The sequence below is a fragment of the Micromonospora sp. NPDC048887 genome, assembly GCF_040649715.1.
Taxonomy (GTDB): Bacteria; Actinomycetota; Actinomycetes; order Mycobacteriales; family Micromonosporaceae; genus Micromonospora.
The window spans coordinates 20700-35109 of sequence record NZ_JBEZGA010000009.1; the positions used below are offsets into that span (position 1 = coordinate 20700).

At 74.8% G+C, this 14410-nt stretch carries 19 protein-coding genes; 15 read left to right on the forward strand and 4 right to left on the reverse strand.

Annotated elements, in window-relative coordinates:
• The first annotated feature begins 10 nt into the window (after positions 1 to 10).
• From selA to AB0C17_RS15755, 5 genes are all read left to right on the forward strand, one after another.
• Complete coding sequence (gene selA, locus AB0C17_RS15735) at positions 11 to 1303, forward strand: L-seryl-tRNA(Sec) selenium transferase (protein ID WP_357479055.1); 1293 nt, start codon at positions 11 to 13, stop codon at positions 1301 to 1303.
• 5 nt (positions 1304 to 1308) lie between these two features.
• Positions 1309 to 3072 (forward strand): selenocysteine-specific translation elongation factor, encoded by a 1764-nt coding sequence (selB, locus tag AB0C17_RS15740; protein ID WP_357479058.1) that lies wholly within the window; start codon positions 1309 to 1311, stop codon positions 3070 to 3072.
• A 45-nt stretch (positions 3073 to 3117) separates the two neighbouring features.
• Positions 3118 to 3315, forward strand: a complete 198-nt coding sequence (locus AB0C17_RS15745) for a hypothetical protein (protein ID WP_013286387.1) — start codon at positions 3118 to 3120, stop codon at positions 3313 to 3315.
• The gene (locus tag AB0C17_RS15750) at positions 3315 to 4592 is read left to right on the forward strand and encodes a hemolysin family protein (RefSeq protein WP_357474398.1); all 1278 of its coding nucleotides are present in this window, start codon (positions 3315 to 3317) and stop codon (positions 4590 to 4592) included. Before AB0C17_RS15745 ends, AB0C17_RS15750 begins: the two co-directional genes overlap by 1 nt.
• 66 nt (positions 4593 to 4658) lie before the next feature.
• On the forward strand, positions 4659 to 4838 hold the full coding sequence (locus tag AB0C17_RS15755) for a hypothetical protein (protein ID WP_073829444.1): 180 nt from the start codon (positions 4659 to 4661) through the stop codon (positions 4836 to 4838).
• A gap of 9 nt (positions 4839 to 4847) precedes the next feature.
• Here the strand turns inward: AB0C17_RS15755 and AB0C17_RS15760 are convergent, their stop codons facing one another.
• A complete protein-coding gene (locus tag AB0C17_RS15760; protein ID WP_357387465.1) occupies positions 4848 to 5504 on the reverse strand; it encodes a hypothetical protein in 657 nt (218 codons plus the stop codon).
• 127 nt (positions 5505 to 5631) lie between these two features.
• On the opposite strand from AB0C17_RS15760, the gene AB0C17_RS15765 reads away from it, so the two are divergent.
• Positions 5632 to 5832, forward strand: a complete 201-nt coding sequence (locus tag AB0C17_RS15765; RefSeq protein WP_318334106.1) for a hypothetical protein — start codon at positions 5632 to 5634, stop codon at positions 5830 to 5832.
• Here AB0C17_RS15765 and AB0C17_RS15770 read toward each other — a convergent pair.
• The 3 genes from AB0C17_RS15770 to AB0C17_RS15780 all read right to left on the reverse strand — a co-directional run bounded on the left by AB0C17_RS15770 (position 5829) and on the right by AB0C17_RS15780 (position 7435).
• A complete protein-coding gene (locus tag AB0C17_RS15770; protein ID WP_357387463.1) occupies positions 5829 to 6302 on the reverse strand; it encodes a hypothetical protein in 474 nt (157 codons plus the stop codon). The genes AB0C17_RS15765 and AB0C17_RS15770 overlap by 4 nt on opposite strands.
• A complete protein-coding gene (locus tag AB0C17_RS15775) occupies positions 6299 to 6508 on the reverse strand; it encodes a phosphatidylethanolamine-binding protein (protein ID WP_120569853.1) in 210 nt (69 codons plus the stop codon). The genes AB0C17_RS15770 and AB0C17_RS15775 overlap by 4 nt, the downstream gene beginning before the upstream one ends.
• Positions 6509 to 6601: 93 nt before the next feature.
• Positions 6602 to 7435, reverse strand: a complete 834-nt coding sequence (locus tag AB0C17_RS15780) for a universal stress protein (RefSeq protein WP_357479061.1) — start codon at positions 7433 to 7435, stop codon at positions 6602 to 6604.
• A gap of 128 nt (positions 7436 to 7563) precedes the next feature.
• On the opposite strand from AB0C17_RS15780, the gene AB0C17_RS15785 reads away from it, so the two are divergent.
• From AB0C17_RS15785 to AB0C17_RS15825, 9 genes are all read left to right on the forward strand, one after another.
• Positions 7564 to 8310 carry an SAM-dependent methyltransferase gene (locus tag AB0C17_RS15785; RefSeq protein ID WP_357387459.1) on the forward strand — a complete coding sequence of 249 codons (747 nt, stop codon included), beginning with the start codon at positions 7564 to 7566 and terminating at the stop codon, positions 8308 to 8310.
• Between the two features lie 98 nt (positions 8311 to 8408).
• Positions 8409 to 9596, forward strand: a complete 1188-nt coding sequence (locus tag AB0C17_RS15790) for a GAF domain-containing SpoIIE family protein phosphatase (RefSeq protein ID WP_357387457.1) — start codon at positions 8409 to 8411, stop codon at positions 9594 to 9596.
• A gap of 48 nt (positions 9597 to 9644) precedes the next feature.
• Positions 9645 to 10115 carry a MarR family transcriptional regulator gene (locus AB0C17_RS15795; RefSeq protein WP_357387455.1) on the forward strand — a complete coding sequence of 157 codons (471 nt, stop codon included), beginning with the start codon at positions 9645 to 9647 and terminating at the stop codon, positions 10113 to 10115.
• Between the two features lie 300 nt (positions 10116 to 10415).
• On the forward strand, positions 10416 to 11054 hold the full coding sequence (locus tag AB0C17_RS15800; RefSeq protein ID WP_357387453.1) for a CDP-alcohol phosphatidyltransferase family protein: 639 nt from the start codon (positions 10416 to 10418) through the stop codon (positions 11052 to 11054).
• Positions 11051 to 12019 carry a DUF881 domain-containing protein gene (locus AB0C17_RS15805; RefSeq protein ID WP_357479065.1) on the forward strand — a complete coding sequence of 323 codons (969 nt, stop codon included), beginning with the start codon at positions 11051 to 11053 and terminating at the stop codon, positions 12017 to 12019. Before AB0C17_RS15800 ends, AB0C17_RS15805 begins: the two co-directional genes overlap by 4 nt.
• Positions 12016 to 12348, forward strand: a complete 333-nt coding sequence (locus AB0C17_RS15810; RefSeq protein WP_007071104.1) for a small basic family protein — start codon at positions 12016 to 12018, stop codon at positions 12346 to 12348. Before AB0C17_RS15805 ends, AB0C17_RS15810 begins: the two co-directional genes overlap by 4 nt.
• A gap of 10 nt (positions 12349 to 12358) precedes the next feature.
• Positions 12359 to 13291, forward strand: coding sequence for a DUF881 domain-containing protein (locus AB0C17_RS15815; RefSeq protein WP_357387449.1), 933 nt, complete (start codon positions 12359 to 12361; stop codon positions 13289 to 13291).
• A gap of 54 nt (positions 13292 to 13345) precedes the next feature.
• Positions 13346 to 13726 carry a glycine cleavage system protein GcvH gene (gcvH, locus tag AB0C17_RS15820; protein ID WP_357474386.1) on the forward strand — a complete coding sequence of 127 codons (381 nt, stop codon included), beginning with the start codon at positions 13346 to 13348 and terminating at the stop codon, positions 13724 to 13726.
• A gap of 216 nt (positions 13727 to 13942) precedes the next feature.
• Positions 13943 to 14392: an FHA domain-containing protein gene (locus tag AB0C17_RS15825; protein WP_046570336.1), complete on the forward strand. Its 450-nt coding sequence runs from the start codon at positions 13943 to 13945 to the stop codon at positions 14390 to 14392.
• The last annotated feature ends 18 nt before the right edge of the window (positions 14393 to 14410 follow it).

Sequence of the window (14410 nt, forward strand, 5' to 3'; positions counted from 1 at the left end):
GAGTGCGCCGATGCGTGAGGTCGACCCGCGACGGCGGGTTCCGCGCACCGACGCGCTGCTCGCCGATCCCGCGCTGGCCGCCGCCGCCGCAACGCTCGGCCGCGACCGGGTCAAGGCCGCGATCGTCCGCGCGCAGGACCGCGCCCGCCGCGGTGAGCTGACCCCCGATCAGGTACGCGACGCGGCACTGGCGGACCTGCCCGGCCGCACGCCCCGGCCGGTCCTCAACGCCACCGGCGTGGTGCTGCACACCAACCTGGGCCGCGCCCCGCTCGCCCCGTCGGCCGTGGACGCGCTCGTCGCCGCCGCCGGGCACACCGACGTGGAACTGGACCTGCGGACCGGGCGGCGGGCCCGGCGCGGCCGGGAGGCGCTCGACGCGCTCGCCGCCGCCGTGCCCGACGCGGGGGCGGTGCACGTGGTGAACAACGGCGCGGCCGCGCTGGTGCTCGCCGCGACCGCGCTGGCCGCCGGCCGGGAGATCGTGGTCAGCCGCGGCGAGCTGGTCGAGATCGGCGACGGGTTCCGCCTGCCCGACCTGCTGGCCAGCACCGGCGCGCGGCTGCGCGAGGTGGGCACCACCAACCGCACCACGCGCGCCGACTACGCGGCAGCGATCGGCGAGCACACCGGGTTCGTGCTGAAGGTGCACCCGTCGAACTTCGTGGTCACCGGCTTCACCTCGGCGGTGCCGGTGGCCGAGCTGGCCACGCTCGGCGTGCCGGTGGTGGCGGACATCGGCTCGGGGCTGCTCGCGCCGGATCCGCTGCTGCCCGACGAGCCGGACGCGGCCACCACCCTGCGCGCGGGCGCGCACCTGGTCACCGCCAGCGGCGACAAGCTGCTCGGCGGCCCGCAGGCCGGTCTGCTGCTCGGCGACGCCGGCCTGGTGCAGCGGCTGCGCCGGCACCCGCTCGCGCGGGCGCTGCGGGTGGACAAGCTCACCCTCGCCGCGCTCGCCGCCACCCTGTACGCGCCGAGCACGCCCACCCGGGACGCGCTGCACGCCGACCCGGCCCGGCTGCGGGAACGGCTGGAACGGCTGCGCGACCGGCTCGGCGAGGACGGCTGCAAGGCCGAGGTGGTGCCCAGCGCCGCTGTGGTCGGCGGCGGCGGGGCACCCGGGGTGGAGCTGGACTCGTGGGCGCTGAGCCTGCCCGAGCGGTACGCCGGGCCGCTGCGTACCGGCGACCCGGCGATCCTCGGCCGGGTGCTGCAGGGCCGGCTCCTGCTCGACCTGCGCGCCGTGCCGGAGGGCGCCGACGCGCGGGTCCGCGCGGCAGTGCTGAGCGTGGAGGACTGACCGGCATGTGGGTGGTGGCGACCGCCGGGCACGTCGACCACGGCAAGTCCACGCTGGTGCGGGCGCTGACCGGGATGGAACCGGACCGGTGGGCGGAGGAACGCCGCCGGGGCATGACAATCGACCTCGGCTTCGCCTGGACGACACTGCCCTCGGGCGGCACCCTCGCCTTCGTCGACGTGCCCGGGCACGAGCGGTTCGTGCCGAACATGCTCGCCGGTGTCGGCCCGGTCCCGGCCGCGCTGATCGTGGTGGCCGCCGACGAGGGCTGGATGCCGCAGTCGGCCGAGCACCTGGCCGCGCTGGACGCGCTGGGTGTGTCGTACGGGCTGCTCGCGGTGACCCGCGCGGACCTGGCCGATCCCGGCCCGACCTCCGCGCGGGCCCGCGCGGAGGTCGCCGCCACGTCGCTGGGCGAGGTGGAGGCGGTGCCGGTCTCCGCGGTCACCGGCGCCGGGCTGCCCGAGCTGCGCGCCGCCCTGGACCGCCTGACCGCCCGGCTGCCCGACCCGGCCGCCGACGCGCCGGTGCGGCTCTGGGTGGACCGCGCGTTCACCGTCCGGGGCAGCGGCACTGTGGTCACCGGCACGCTCGGCGGCGGCCGGCTGCGCGTCGGCGACGAGCTGGAACTGGCCGCCACCGGCGAGACGGTACGGGTACGCGGACTGCACTCGCTCGGCGTCGCACACCCCGCCGTCGAGGCGGTGGCCCGGGTCGCGGTGAACCCGCGCGGCCTGCCCCGGGACCGGGTCGGGCGCGGCGACGCGCTGCTCAGCCCCGGCCGGTTCGGGCGTACCGACCTGCTCGACGTGCGGCTGTCCGGCGATCCGGCCGCCGACCTGCCGGCCACGCTCACCCTGCACGTGGGCTCGGCGGCGGTGCCCGCCCGGGTCCGGCCGCTGGGCCCGGACACGGTACGGCTGCGCCTGGCCCGTCCGTTGCCGCTGCTGATCGGCGACCGGGCGCTGTTGCGCGATCCCGGCCGGCACCACGTCGCGGGCGGCGTGACGGTGCTGGACGTGGACCCGCCGCCGCTGCGCCGCCGGGGCGCGGCCGCCGCCCGCGCGGCGGTGCTGGCCGGCCTGGACGGGCGGCCGGACCCGGCCGGGGAACTGCGGCGACGGCGGCTGGTCCGGGCCGGGGACCTGACCCGGATGGGCGTGCCACCGACCGCGACGCCGGTGGCCGGGCAGTGGCTGGCCGACCCGGAGCACTGGCGGGACCTGGGCCGCCGCCTCACCGAGGAGGTCACCCGGTACGCCGCCGAGCATCCGCTCGCCGCGGGCGTACCCGTCGACGTGCTGCGGCACCGGCTCGACCTGCCCGACCGCGCCCTGGTCACGGCGCTGCTGCGCCCACCGCTGCGGCTGCGTGACGGCCTGGTCACCGCGGCCCCGCAGCAGACCCTGCCGGACCCGGTGGCCCGGGCGGTGGACCGGGTCCGGGCCGAGTACGGCGACCGCCCGTTCCAGGCTCCCGAGGCGCACCACCTGGCCGACCTCGGGCTCGGCCCTCGGGAGATCGGCGCCGCGGTGCGGGCCGGCGCGCTGCTGAAGCTGGCCGAGAACGTGGTGCTGCTGCCCGGCGCACCGGACGACGCGGTACGCGTGCTCGCCGGGCTGCCGCAGCCGTTCACGCTCAGCGCCGCCCGGCAGGCGCTCGGCACCACCCGCCGGGTGGCGGTGCCGCTGCTGGAGCTGCTGGACCGGCGCGGGGCCACCCGGCGGTTGCCCGACGACGCCCGCGAGGTGGTCCGCCCGCCGGGCTGAGCCAACCGGCGCCACCGCCCCACGCCGGTCACCTACCGTGACGCCATGGACCCTTCCGCGGTCTGGCGGGACAAGAACCACAAGTGGCGGATCGAGGCGTACCGGGCACCGGACCTGCGCTTCGCCATCTTCGCCACGAACGGCCCCACCGAGTCGGCGCCGCTGTGGCTGTTCGGGATGGCCGCGCTGGCCCGCTGGCTGATGACCCACGCGATCTCGCTGGACGACCTGGAGACCGACTGATGGGTGTCCAGGTCGCGCTGGTGCTGGTCCTGATCCTGGTCAACGCCGCCCTGTCCGGCAGCGAGATGGCGCTGGTGAGCCTGCGGGAGGGGCAGTTGCGGCGGCTGGCGCGGTCCGGTCGGGCCGGGGCGCGCCTGAGCCGCCTCACCCGCGAGCCGAACCGCTACCTGGCCACCATCCAGCTCGGCATCACGCTCGCCGGGTTCCTCGCCTCGGCCGCCGCCGCGGTGACACTCGCCGAGCCGCTGGTCGGCCCGCTGGGCTTCCTCGGCGCGGCCGCCCGTCCGGTGGCGGTGTTCGTGGTGACGCTGCTGCTGACGTTCCTCACCCTCGTGGTGGGGGAGCTGGCGCCCAAGCGGCTGGCCATGCAGACGGCGGAACGGTGGGCGCTGATCAGCGCCGCCCCGCTGGACCTGCTGGCCCGGCTGTCGCGGCCGGCGGTGTGGCTGCTCGGCCGCTCCACCGACCTGCTGGTCCGGCTCGCCGGCGGCGACCCGCGCGCCAGCCGCGAGGAGGTGACCGAGGAGGAGCTGCGGGAGATGCTGGTCAGCCAGCGCGGCCTGTCCGCCCAGCAGCGGGAGATCCTCGCCGGAGCGTTCGACATCGCCGGCCGTACCCTGCGGGAGATCCTCGTCGCGCGCCGCGACGTGACCACGCTCCCCGCCGACCTGCCGGCGGCCGACGCGATGCGGCACCTGGCCGCGACCGGGCGGTCCCGGGCGCCGGTGATCGGACCGGGCGGCCTCGACGACGTCCGCGGCACCGTGCACATCCGCGACCTGGTGGACGCCGACGGCGCGCTCGTCGGCGACCGGGCCCGCCCGCCGCTGCTGCTACCCGGCACGCTGCCGGTGGCCGACGCGATGCGGCAACTGCGCCAGCGCCACGAACAGCTCGCCCTGGTGGTCGACGAGTACGGCGGCGTGGACGGCCTCGTCACCATGGAGGACCTGCTCGAGGAGGTGGTCGGCGAGCTGTACGACGAGACCGACAAGGACGTACGCCGCGCCGTGCGGGAGCCGGACGGCGCGTTGCTGCTGCCCGGCGACTTCCCGCTGCACGACCTGCCCGACGTGGGCGTGCGCGTGACGTTCCCGCTGTCGCGGGAGTACACCACGGTGGCCGGGCTGGTGCTGGCCGGTCTGGGCCGGCTGCCCGAGGGTCCGGGGGAGCGGGTGCGGCTGCCCGGCCTCACCGTCGAGGTGGTCGAGGTGGCCGGGCGCGCGATCCGCCGGGTCCGGCTGCGCGGCCCAGCTGTCGGCCGCTCCCCGGACTGACACCCGGACGGGGGACAACCGCCCGATCCCCGTCCCGTGTCCGGCCGCCGGCCGTACGGTGCGGGCGTGAAGGACCGAGGACTGCGTACGTTCATCACCGTGCTGGCCGGACTTGCCGTGATCTACTTCGGGTTCTCCGGGAGCCGCGGCAGCGGCGAGGAGGGCGTCTCCGGCGGCGTGGTGCTGCTCGCGCTGCTCGCCTCGCTGCTGGCCTGGAACCTCACCAAGCCCGGCCCGGCCAAGTAGCCGCCCGGCTCAGTGGGCGGTCGCGGCGCTGCGGCTCACCTCGCCGGCCGACTCCTCGCCCAGGGCCACCCGCACCAGCGCCGACGCCAGCCGGCCGAAGTCGGCCTCGCCGACCAGCCCGACCAGGTCACCCGGGCTCGCCGGCAGGCCCAGCCGGCGCGCCCCGGCGAGCGTGCGCCGGTCGGCGTACGGGCACACGTCCGGCCAGACCGACTGCGCCTCGCGCAGGAAGATGTCCGCGCCGGTGGGGCCGATGCCGGGGAACTCGGTGAGCAGCCGGCGCAGCACGGCCCGGTCGGCGCCGGCCTCCCTGTGCAGCCGCCGCAGGTCGCCGTGCCAGCGATCAAGGCAGAGCCGGGCGCCGGTGCCGAGCATGGTGGCGGTCCGCTCGTCGTAGCGCCGGTAGTGACCCCGGCCCAGCGCGTCGACCCGGTCCTGCCAGGTCGCCGCCTCCATCGCCTGCGGGGTGCGGTAACCGGCGGCGAACAGTTCCCGGGCGGCGGCCACCGCCACCGAGGCCCGGATCCGGGTGCTCAGCAGCGTGGTGAGCACCAGCAACTGGTACAGCGGGCCGGGCCGGTCGGCCAGGGCGATGCCGGCCTCCTCCGCGTACGTGCGGGACTGCCGGTCCAGCAGGGCTCGCGCGACGTTGCGATCGTCTGGCATCCACCCGCATTACCCGCCCCGGCCCCGGCCAGACCCCCGGGCCGAGCCGGAATGCGCCGGGCGGCGGCGGGTACGCGGGGCGGGTGCGCGGCCGACGCCGTGTGCTCCCACCGGGAAGGAGAGACCCGTGGTCAAGCCGCAGCAGGAGGAACTGCGCCGGAACGACCTCGGCGCCACCAGCCAGGACAGCCGTAAGACGGCCACCCAGGCGGGCGGCCGTTCGCGAGGCCGTGGCACGTCGAACGCCGACGCCGGACGGCCCGTCCCGAGGGGACAGGTGTCGCCGTACGGCCCGGCCGGTGAGCCGGTCGCCGACGACGAGAGCTAACCGCGCGCCGACGTCGGCCGCAGCCGCCGCCAGGTGGCTGCGGCCGACAGCCCGTACGCCAGGTGCGGAATCAGGTCGGAGACCCAGTCGCCGCGCCGCCACGTGCGCGGGTCGGTCACGCCGAGCACCGTCATCGAGCCGTCGGAGGTGGCCATCACCCCGCCGCCGAGCAGCACCGTGGCCAGCGGCAACGGCACCAGGCGACGCGCGGCGAGCAGGCCGAACGCGGCTCCGGCGGCGATGCCTGTGGCGTACCCGAGAAGTGGCCCCAGGCCGGAGCGGCGGTTCGCCGCCTCGTCGCCGGGGCCCAGGTCGACGTGCGTGACGTCGGCCAGCCGTCCGGCCACCGATTCGGGGGTGCTGCTGGCCGGCCGGGCCCGTAACGCCATGTCGAGGTAGGACACCGCGTTGAGGACGGCGCTGCCGACGGCGCCCGCGATGGCGCCGTCGACAACCGCTGCCGTCCTCACTTCGGGTCACCCGGTTCCCGGTTGCCCTTGGGGCCGTAGGTCCGTTCGCCCCGGACCACACCGCGTTGGCCCCTGTCGTCCTGGAGGATCCGGTTGGCGACCTGGTTCGCCTCCTTGTCGGCGGCCCGTCCGGACTGCTCGACGAGGTCGCGAAGGCGTGCCCGCTGCTTGTCGTACGCGTTGCTGCCCGGCCGTGGTCCTGGCATCTCTGCCTCCTGCGGATCGCTGTGCGCTGACCGTAGGCGTCTACCCGCCCGGGCCGGGACCAACCGTGCCGGACCGGCCGCACGGGCCGGCGCTCAGTCCGGGGCGCGGACCACCGCGACCGGGCAGGCGGACCGGTGCAGGATCCCCTGGCTCACCGAGCCGAGCAGCAGCCCGCTCAGCTCGCCCCGGCCCTGCCGCCCCACCACCACGAGTTGCGCGTCGCGGGACGCCGCGGCCAGCGCCGCGACCGGCTTGGCGCGTATCGCCTCGGTGTGCACCGCCAGCGCCGGCCACCGCTCGCCGATCCCGGCGAGCGCCTCGGCGAGCACCCGCTCCTGCTCGGCGTCGTCCCGGTTGCGCGAGGCCGCGTGCAGCACCCGCAGCGGCGCGTCGCGCACCGCCGCGGTCTCGGCGGCGAACTCGACGGCACCGCGCGACAGTGTGGAGCCGTCCACGCCGACCACGACCGGGCCGTCCGGGCGGGCGGCGCCGCGGTCGATCAGCACCGGGCAGTCGGCGTACGAGGCGACCTGCAGGGCGACCGAGCCGATCACGAGCGCGGCGAAGCCGCCCAGGCCCCGGTCGCCGAGCACGATCACGGCGGCGGTGGGGGACTCGGCGAGCAGTACCGCCGCCGCCTCGCCGTCGATGATCTCGCCGGCGATGCGCAGCCCCGGCGATTCCGCCTCGGCCACCGCGACCGCGTCGGCGACCAGCTGCTCGGCCTGGTGGCGCAGCCCCGCACCGGGTGGTGACCCGGCCGGCGCGGAGACCGGCACGCGCATCAGCGGCCAGATGAAGCCGTGCACCAGACGCAACGGCCGGTTGCGCGCCCGCGCCTCCCGGGCCGCCAGGCGTACCGCCCGCGTCGCGGGCTCGGAGCCGTCCACTCCGGCCACCACCGCGGCCCCGTTCGCCGAGTTCACCAGTACCTCCTCGTGGCGGGCACCCCCGTGGCCAGTATCGCGGCCGGGACGTTCGGCCCGGGGCGATACCGGCGGGCTCGTCCGCTGGGTACGCTGGCGTGCAGCGCCCAGGGGAGGGAGCCCCGTCGATGGATCAGCCGGACGGACCGAGCACCGCCCGCATGATCGACTACTGGCTCGGCGGCCGGCACCACCGCCCGGTGGACGTGGCCGCCGCGACGGCGTTCGAGGCGGCGTACGGGCCCTGCGCGGCGATCTTCCGCTCGCTGCGCGGCTTCCTCGGCCGTACCGTGCGGGCCATGGCCGACGACGGGATCGACGGCTTCCTGGTGTTCGGCGCGGGCGTGCCCACCTGCGGCAACGTGCACGAGGTCGCGCCGGAGGCGACGGTCCTCTACACCGACGTGGACCCGGAGACGGTCCGGCTGGGCCGGCGCCTGCTCGCCGGCAGCGACCGGGCCGGCTACGGCTACGGCGACGCCACCGACATCGGGACCGTCGACCGGGCGCAGTTGCACCGCTTCGTGCCGGGCTGGGGGAGACGGCCGGTGGGGGTGGTCTTCCTCGGGCTGGCGGCGTTCCTGGACGACGACACCCTCGCCCGTACGCTCGACGAGCTGTACCAGGCGGTGGCGCCGGGCAGCCGGCTGGCGATCGACTTCGACTCCGAGGAACTGGCCGGGCACCCGGAGGCGCTGGCCATGATGGGTCCGGCGTTCCGGATGCGGGCGCCCGGGCGGTTCGCGCCGCTGCTGGGCCGCTGGCAGCCGACCGGCGACGGCATCGTGCCGGTGGCGCGGTGGCGGCCGGTGGGGGAGCCGGAGCCGGTGCCGGACGCGTTCCACGGCGCGCTGGCGTCGCGCCCGGCCGGCTGAGCCGGTCCCGGCACGCGCGGCCGAGGCGGAGCGTACGCCGTCCCGTGGCCTTCGTATGATGTTTGCTCTGTAGCAATAGTCGTCATCGGAGGATGAGCATGCCGGAGGCGTCCGGAACGGTGTCGCGTGCCCTGCGCACGGCGCCGCCCGACAAGCTGGTGGAGACCGCGGACGCGGTGCTGCGCCAGACGCTCGGGGCCGCGCGGGCGGAGGTGTTCGTCGCCGACTACCGCGCCAGCGGACTCTGGCCGGTGCTCGACCCGGATGTGCCCGACGGCGGCCCGCTGCTGGCCCGCAGCGTGGCCCAGCGCTGTTTCAGCAGCCAGGAGCCGGTTCTGGACATCGTCGAGGACGGCCGCTGCCGGGCGTACCTGCCGCTGTCGGTGTGGGGCGAGCGGCTCGGCGTGCTGATGGTGGAGCTGCCCGGCGACCCGGACGCGGCCACCGTGGAGGCCGCTCGCGACGCCGCCGGGGAACTCGCCGTGGCGATCCGGGCGGCCGACCGGGAGACCGACCGCTACCGGCGGGCCCGGCGGCGGGAACGGCTGAGCATGGCCGCCGAGATGCAGTGGGACCTGTTGCCGGGGCGCAGCGTACGGCTGGGCGACGCGCTGCTCGCCGGACAGCTCGAACCGGCGTACACGGTGGGCGGTGACCACTTCGACTGGTCGGTGGACGGTGACCGGCTCACCCTCACCGTGCTCAACGGCACCGGCATCGGCCTGGCCGCGTCGATGCTGACGGCGATGACCGTCAACGCCATGCGCAACGCCCGGCGGTCCGGCGGCAGCCTGGTGGAGCAGGCGGAGCTGGCCTCGGACACCATCTACTACCAGCACCGGGGCAGCCGGCACGTGGCCACCCTGCTGCTGGAGCTGGACAGCCGGCGGGGCGTGATGCGGGTGGTGGACGCCGGCTCTCCGCAACTGCTGCGGCTGCGCGGGGGCCGCGTCACGCCGATCGCGCTGGAGCAGCAACTGCCGCTGGGCATGTTCGCCGAGACGCGCTACGACGTGCAGGAGTTCACTCTGGATCCGGGCGACCGTCTCTTCGTGGTCAGCGACGGGGTGTACGCGGCGGAGCCCGACGACCAGGAGCCGTACGGCGTCCGGGCGATGGCGCGCGCGATGCGGTCGACTCGGCTGCAGCCGGCGACCGAGGCAGTTGGTACGGTGATGCGCGAACTGCACGCGTACCATGCCGACGCGGATCTCCGCGACGACGCGGTGGTCGTCTGCCTGGACTGGCTGGGCTCCAGCCGGTCCGACGACGCGACGGGGCAGTGACCGGGGCGGCGGAGCGAACACGAGCGGGACGATCGCAGGGGACAGCGAGTGGAGCGACCTCCGAATCTTGCCGCGGCCATCGAGTCGGCTGCGGAGGCGCTCATCGGTGTGCTCGACTCCGCGACCTCCCGGCACACCGTCAGCGTCTCACCCACCCAGTTGCGGGTGCTGTCGCTGATCGTGTCGCATCCGGACACCAACGTGAACCGGCTGGCCGAGCTGCTGGACGTGGTCCCGTCGTCGGCGAGCCGGCTCTGCGACCGCCTCGAGGCGGTCGGCCTGTTGCGCCGGGTGGCCGACCCGCGCGACCGGCGGGAGGTGCGGCTGATCCCGACCGCGGCGGCGGACACGCTGCTGCGCGACCTCCAGGAGAGGCGGCACCGGGCGGTGCAGGCCGTGCTCGACCGGATGCCCAACCGGGTGCAGCACGAGCTGCTGCTGGCGCTTGTGGCGTTCAGTCAGGCGGCCACCACGACCGCCCCGCAGGCCGGCTCCGACTCGGCCGCGCGTACCGCCTGACCCGGCACGCCGGCGTCCGCCCCGCCTCCCACCGCTCGACTAGTGTCCTAGGATGCCTTAGCGGTTGTGCTGGTCGCCACCGTGACACCGCTGAGCAACCACGCAGCGGGGCAAACGGACGGGAAGGGCGAGCCCGATATAGTGGCAGCGCAACTGGGCGGGCCCGTGATCACGGGCCGCGTCGGGGAGGTCCCAGCCCGGGATCACAGAGGGCGCCGGCGTCTGACCGGCCGGCAACGCGCACGTCCCTCCAGCGGCCGCTCGTCCGGCTGCCGGATCGTGCTGCGAAGGGAGGGTTCGGTGTCGCGTCGGCCGGCTCCAGCTGAGCAACCGGATTCCAGGGCCGCCACGGTCGTGGGAGACCGCGTCCTCACGCTGCCCAACCTGATCAGCTTCGTCCGGCTCGTCGGCGTGCCGGTCTTCCTGTACCTGTTCCTCGTGGTCCGTGCCGACGTCGCCGCCATCGCGGTGCTCGCCGTGGGCGGCACCAGCGACTGGGTGGACGGCTGGATCGCCCGCCGTCTGGGCCAGGTGAGCCGGCTCGGCGAGCTACTCGACCCGCTGGCCGACCGCCTCTACATCCTCGCCACGCTGCTCGCGTTCACCGCCCGCGAGGTGGTGCCCTGGCAGTTCACCGGGGCGCTGCTGGCCCGCGAGCTGCTGCTGCTGGTGTCCCTCGGCGTGCTGCGCCGGTACGGCTACGGCCCGCCGCCGGTGCACTACATGGGCAAGACCGCGACGTTCCTGCTGCTGGCGGCGTTCCCGGTCCTCCTGCTGGCGGACGCTGTGCCGGGTGCCGGCACCGCCGCCGGCGCGATCGGCTGGGGGCTGGCCTGGTGGGGCCTGGTCCTCTACTGGGTGGCCGGCGCGATGTACGTGGTGCAGGCCAGCCGCCTCGTGCGGGTCATGCGGGAGCGGCGCGCGGAGGCGGCGGCATGACCGCGCCGCCGTCCCGGGACGGGGAGAAGGAGCGCGACCCATCGAGCCGGGTGTACGCGCCGGACTTCCTGACCGAGCTGTTCCGCAATCCGCTGGATCCGGGATACGGGGACGCGTCGGCGCGCCGGGCGACGGGCTCGATGTCGCGGGTGCGGCAGGTGCTGGGCCGCCCGGTGAGCCTGCTGGTGCTGGCGGTGATCGGGTTCCTGTTCGCGGTGGCGTACCGGGAGACGGTGGCGGAGGAGCCGAGCCGCGCGACGGCGCGGGCCGGCCTGGTCGCCGAGATCAAGGGCCGGGAGGCGGAGACCGACCGGTTGACCGAGCGCGCCGAGCAGTTGCGCGAGGAGGTCGGCCGGCAGCGGGACGCGACGCTGAGCGGTTCGCAGGCGTCCCGGCTGCGCACGCTGGAGGCGGGTACCGGCCTGGCCCGGGTGCGCGGGGACGGCGTGGTGGTGCGGCTGGCCGACGCGGCGGCGGACGAGGACGGCGTGACCAACGGGGACGCGGGTCCGTCCCGGGTGCTGTATTCGGATCTGCAGAAGGTCGCTAACGCGTTGTGGGCGGCGGGCGCCGAGGCGGTGGCGGTGAACGGCCAGCGGTTGACGGCGACGTCGACGATCCGGTCGGCGGGTGAGGCGATCCTGGTGGACTACCGGCCGGTGACGGGTCCGTACGAGGTGCAGGCGATCGGGCCGAGGTCGATGCGGGACCGGTTCGACGAGAGCCGGGCGGCGGCGTTGATGCGTGAGGTGGCGCGGACGACGGGTCTGTCGTTCGGGGTGAAGCGGGTCGGTGACCTCACGTTGCCGGCGGCGCCGCAGCCGCGGCTACGCTACGCCGAGCCTCCGGCGACTCCCGGTCCGAGCGCGAGTGCGCGTCCGTCGGGTTCGGGTGCCGCCGGTTCGTCGAGTCCTGGGTCGTCCGGCCCGGGTGTTTCTTCCAGCCCTTCGGGAGGTGGCCGATGATCGCGGTGCTGGCGTTGCTCGCCGGTGTGGTGCTCGGGGTGTATCTGGACCCCACCGTGCCGGCGGCGTTGCAGCCGTATCTGCCGATCGCTGTGGTGGCCGCGTTGGACGCGGTGTTCGGTGGGGTGCGGGCGAAGCTGGACCGGATCTTCGACGACAAGCAGTTCGTGGTGTCGTTCATCTCGAATGTGCTGGTGGCGGGTCTGATTGTGTATCTGGGTGACCAGTTGGGCGTGGGCGGTCAGTTGTCGACGGGTGTGGTGGTCGTGCTCGGCGTGCGCATCTTCGGAAACGTGGCGGCGATCCGCCGGCACCTGTTCCGGGCGTAGGTTTGTGGCGATGAGCGAGGAACACAGGGAGACGGGGACGGGGTGGCCGCGGCCGGGGGAGCCGGCGCGGCCGTCGGGTCCGGCTGGTGAGCCGGATCCGCGCCCGGACGCGCCCGATCCGGACGAGTTGAGCCCGTTGGCGCCGGTGGAGCCGGTGCCGGACGAGGCGGCGGAGCCCGCGGAGCGGGAGGCGGTGCCGGAGTCCGAGCCGGAGCCGGGTGCGGCGGCCGGTGCGCCGTCGGTGGCCCGGCGGTTCTCGTCGGCGGGCGCGATGATCGCGGTGCTGCTGGCGTTGCTGGGTTTCACGCTGGTGGTGCAGTTCAAGACGACGTCGACGGATCCGACGCTCGCGGCGACGCGGGAGGAGGACCTGGTGCGGATCTCGTCGGATCTGGATTCGCGGGAGCGGCGGCTGCGCCAGGAGATCGAGTTGCTGGAGGAGAGCCAGCGGCAGTTGCGCTCGGGTGAGCAGGGCCGGCAGGCGGCGTTGGAGGAGGCGACGCGGCGGGCGGACGAGCTGGGCATCCTGGCGGGTACGTTGCCGGCGGTGGGCCCGGGTCTTGAGGTGCGGTTCTCGGGGCCGTCGAAGGCGGTGTCGTCGACGCGGATCCTGGACGCGGTGCAGGAGTTGCGGGGTGCGGGCGCGGAGGCGATGCAGATCCAGGGGGCGGACGGTACGGCGGCGCGGGTCATCGCGTCGACGTATTTCGTGGACGGGCCCGATGGTGCGCTGGTGGTGGACGGGCGTCGGTTGACGGGTCCGTTCACGATCATGGTGATCGGTGATCCGGCGACGATGCGTACGGCGTTGAACATTCCCGGCGGGGTGGTCGCATCGGTGCGGGACGGCGGCGGTAACGTGACCTCCGAGGATCGTGAGGTTGTGGAGGTTTCGCAGCTGCACGCGCCGATCAAGCTGGACCACGCCCGGCCGGTTTCGTGACCGGTCGCGGCCGCGCCGGTTTCTCCGGTGCACCGATGACGAAGGACGCAGCTGGTGATTCCTGAGGATCTGCGGTACACCGCCGAGCACGAGTGGGTGGTCGGTGGTGACGGTGGTGTCGTCCGCGTCGGTATCACGCACTTCGCGCAGGACGCCCTGGGTGACATCGTGTTCGTGCAGCTGCCGGAGCCCGGTGCGGTGGTGGCGGCGGGTGAGTCGCTGGGCGAGATCGAGTCGACGAAGAGTGTGTCGGAGATCTACGCGCCGCTGAGCGGTACGGTGTCGGCGCGCAACGAGGCGTTGACCGACACCCCTGAGGTGATCAACACGGATCCGTACGGTGCGGGGTGGTTGGTCGAGATCACTCCGGACGATCCGGCGGCGGTCGAGGGTTTGCTGACCGCCGATGCGTACCGCGAGCTCACCGAGAGCTGAGTTCGTGCTGTTCCGGGCGGCGGCGTGGTTCCGCGCGTCCGGTTGCCCTGCATTTCGGCGCTGGCTAGGCTCGCCCAGTCGACCGAGAACCAATAGTTTGAGCGTTGCGGAATGCGCCTTCCCGGGCACGGGGAGCCAGCCGCCGGGTGTGGTGTTGCCCGGCGGCCAGACCCGCCATTCCCTGACGCCGACCGAACAGATCCGTGAGGTGGTCCCATGACGCGCCCAGACGACGAGTTCCCCCCGCTCGACGTCACTTCGACGCTCAATCTCGGCTCGCTCGACGAAGTGCTGGAGGGGCCGGACACCGATGTGGTGCCGAGCCGGATGTCCGGTTCGTTGCCGCCGGGTATGGCGTTGCTGGTGGTTCGCCGGGGTCCGAATGCGGGTGCCCGGTTCCTGTTGGACCACGATGTGACGACGAGTGGGCGGCACCCGGACAGTGACATCTTCCTGGACGACGTGACGGTGTCGCGGCGGCACGCGGAGTTCCACCGTGACGGTGGGACGTTCACGGTGCGGGATGTGGGCAGCCTGAACGGCACGTACGTGAATCGTGAGCGGGTCGAGGCGGCCACGTTGAGCAACGGTGACGAGGTGCAGATCGGTAAGTTCCGGGTGGTGTTCATCGCCGGTCCGCGTCCGGAGGAGGCCGGCCGGGGGTGAACGAGCCTGCGGCTTCGA

Bases quoted from the DNA above. Each gene is read 5' to 3' on its own strand.
- AB0C17_RS15790 (WP_357387457.1), top strand. From the start codon at position 8,409: ATGCCGGAGGCGTCCGGAACGGTGTCGCGTGCCCTGCGCACGGCGCCG.
- AB0C17_RS15750 (WP_357474398.1), top strand. From the start codon at position 3,315: ATGGGTGTCCAGGTCGCGCTGGTGCTGGTCCTGATCCTGGTCAACGCC.
- AB0C17_RS15775 (WP_120569853.1), bottom strand. From the start codon at position 6,508: ATGCCAGGACCACGGCCGGGCAGCAACGCGTACGACAAGCAGCGGGCA.
- AB0C17_RS15825 (WP_046570336.1), top strand. From the start codon at position 13,943: ATGACGCGCCCAGACGACGAGTTCCCCCCGCTCGACGTCACTTCGACG.
- AB0C17_RS15815 (WP_357387449.1), top strand. From the start codon at position 12,359: ATGAGCGAGGAACACAGGGAGACGGGGACGGGGTGGCCGCGGCCGGGG.
- AB0C17_RS15760 (WP_357387465.1), bottom strand. From the start codon at position 5,504: ATGCCAGACGATCGCAACGTCGCGCGAGCCCTGCTGGACCGGCAGTCC.
- AB0C17_RS15805 (WP_357479065.1), top strand. From the start codon at position 11,051: ATGACCGCGCCGCCGTCCCGGGACGGGGAGAAGGAGCGCGACCCATCG.
- selA (WP_357479055.1), top strand. From the start codon at position 11: ATGCGTGAGGTCGACCCGCGACGGCGGGTTCCGCGCACCGACGCGCTG.
- selB (WP_357479058.1), top strand. From the start codon at position 1,309: ATGTGGGTGGTGGCGACCGCCGGGCACGTCGACCACGGCAAGTCCACG.
- AB0C17_RS15785 (WP_357387459.1), top strand. From the start codon at position 7,564: ATGGATCAGCCGGACGGACCGAGCACCGCCCGCATGATCGACTACTGG.
- AB0C17_RS15810 (WP_007071104.1), top strand. From the start codon at position 12,016: ATGATCGCGGTGCTGGCGTTGCTCGCCGGTGTGGTGCTCGGGGTGTAT.
- AB0C17_RS15745 (WP_013286387.1), top strand. From the start codon at position 3,118: ATGGACCCTTCCGCGGTCTGGCGGGACAAGAACCACAAGTGGCGGATC.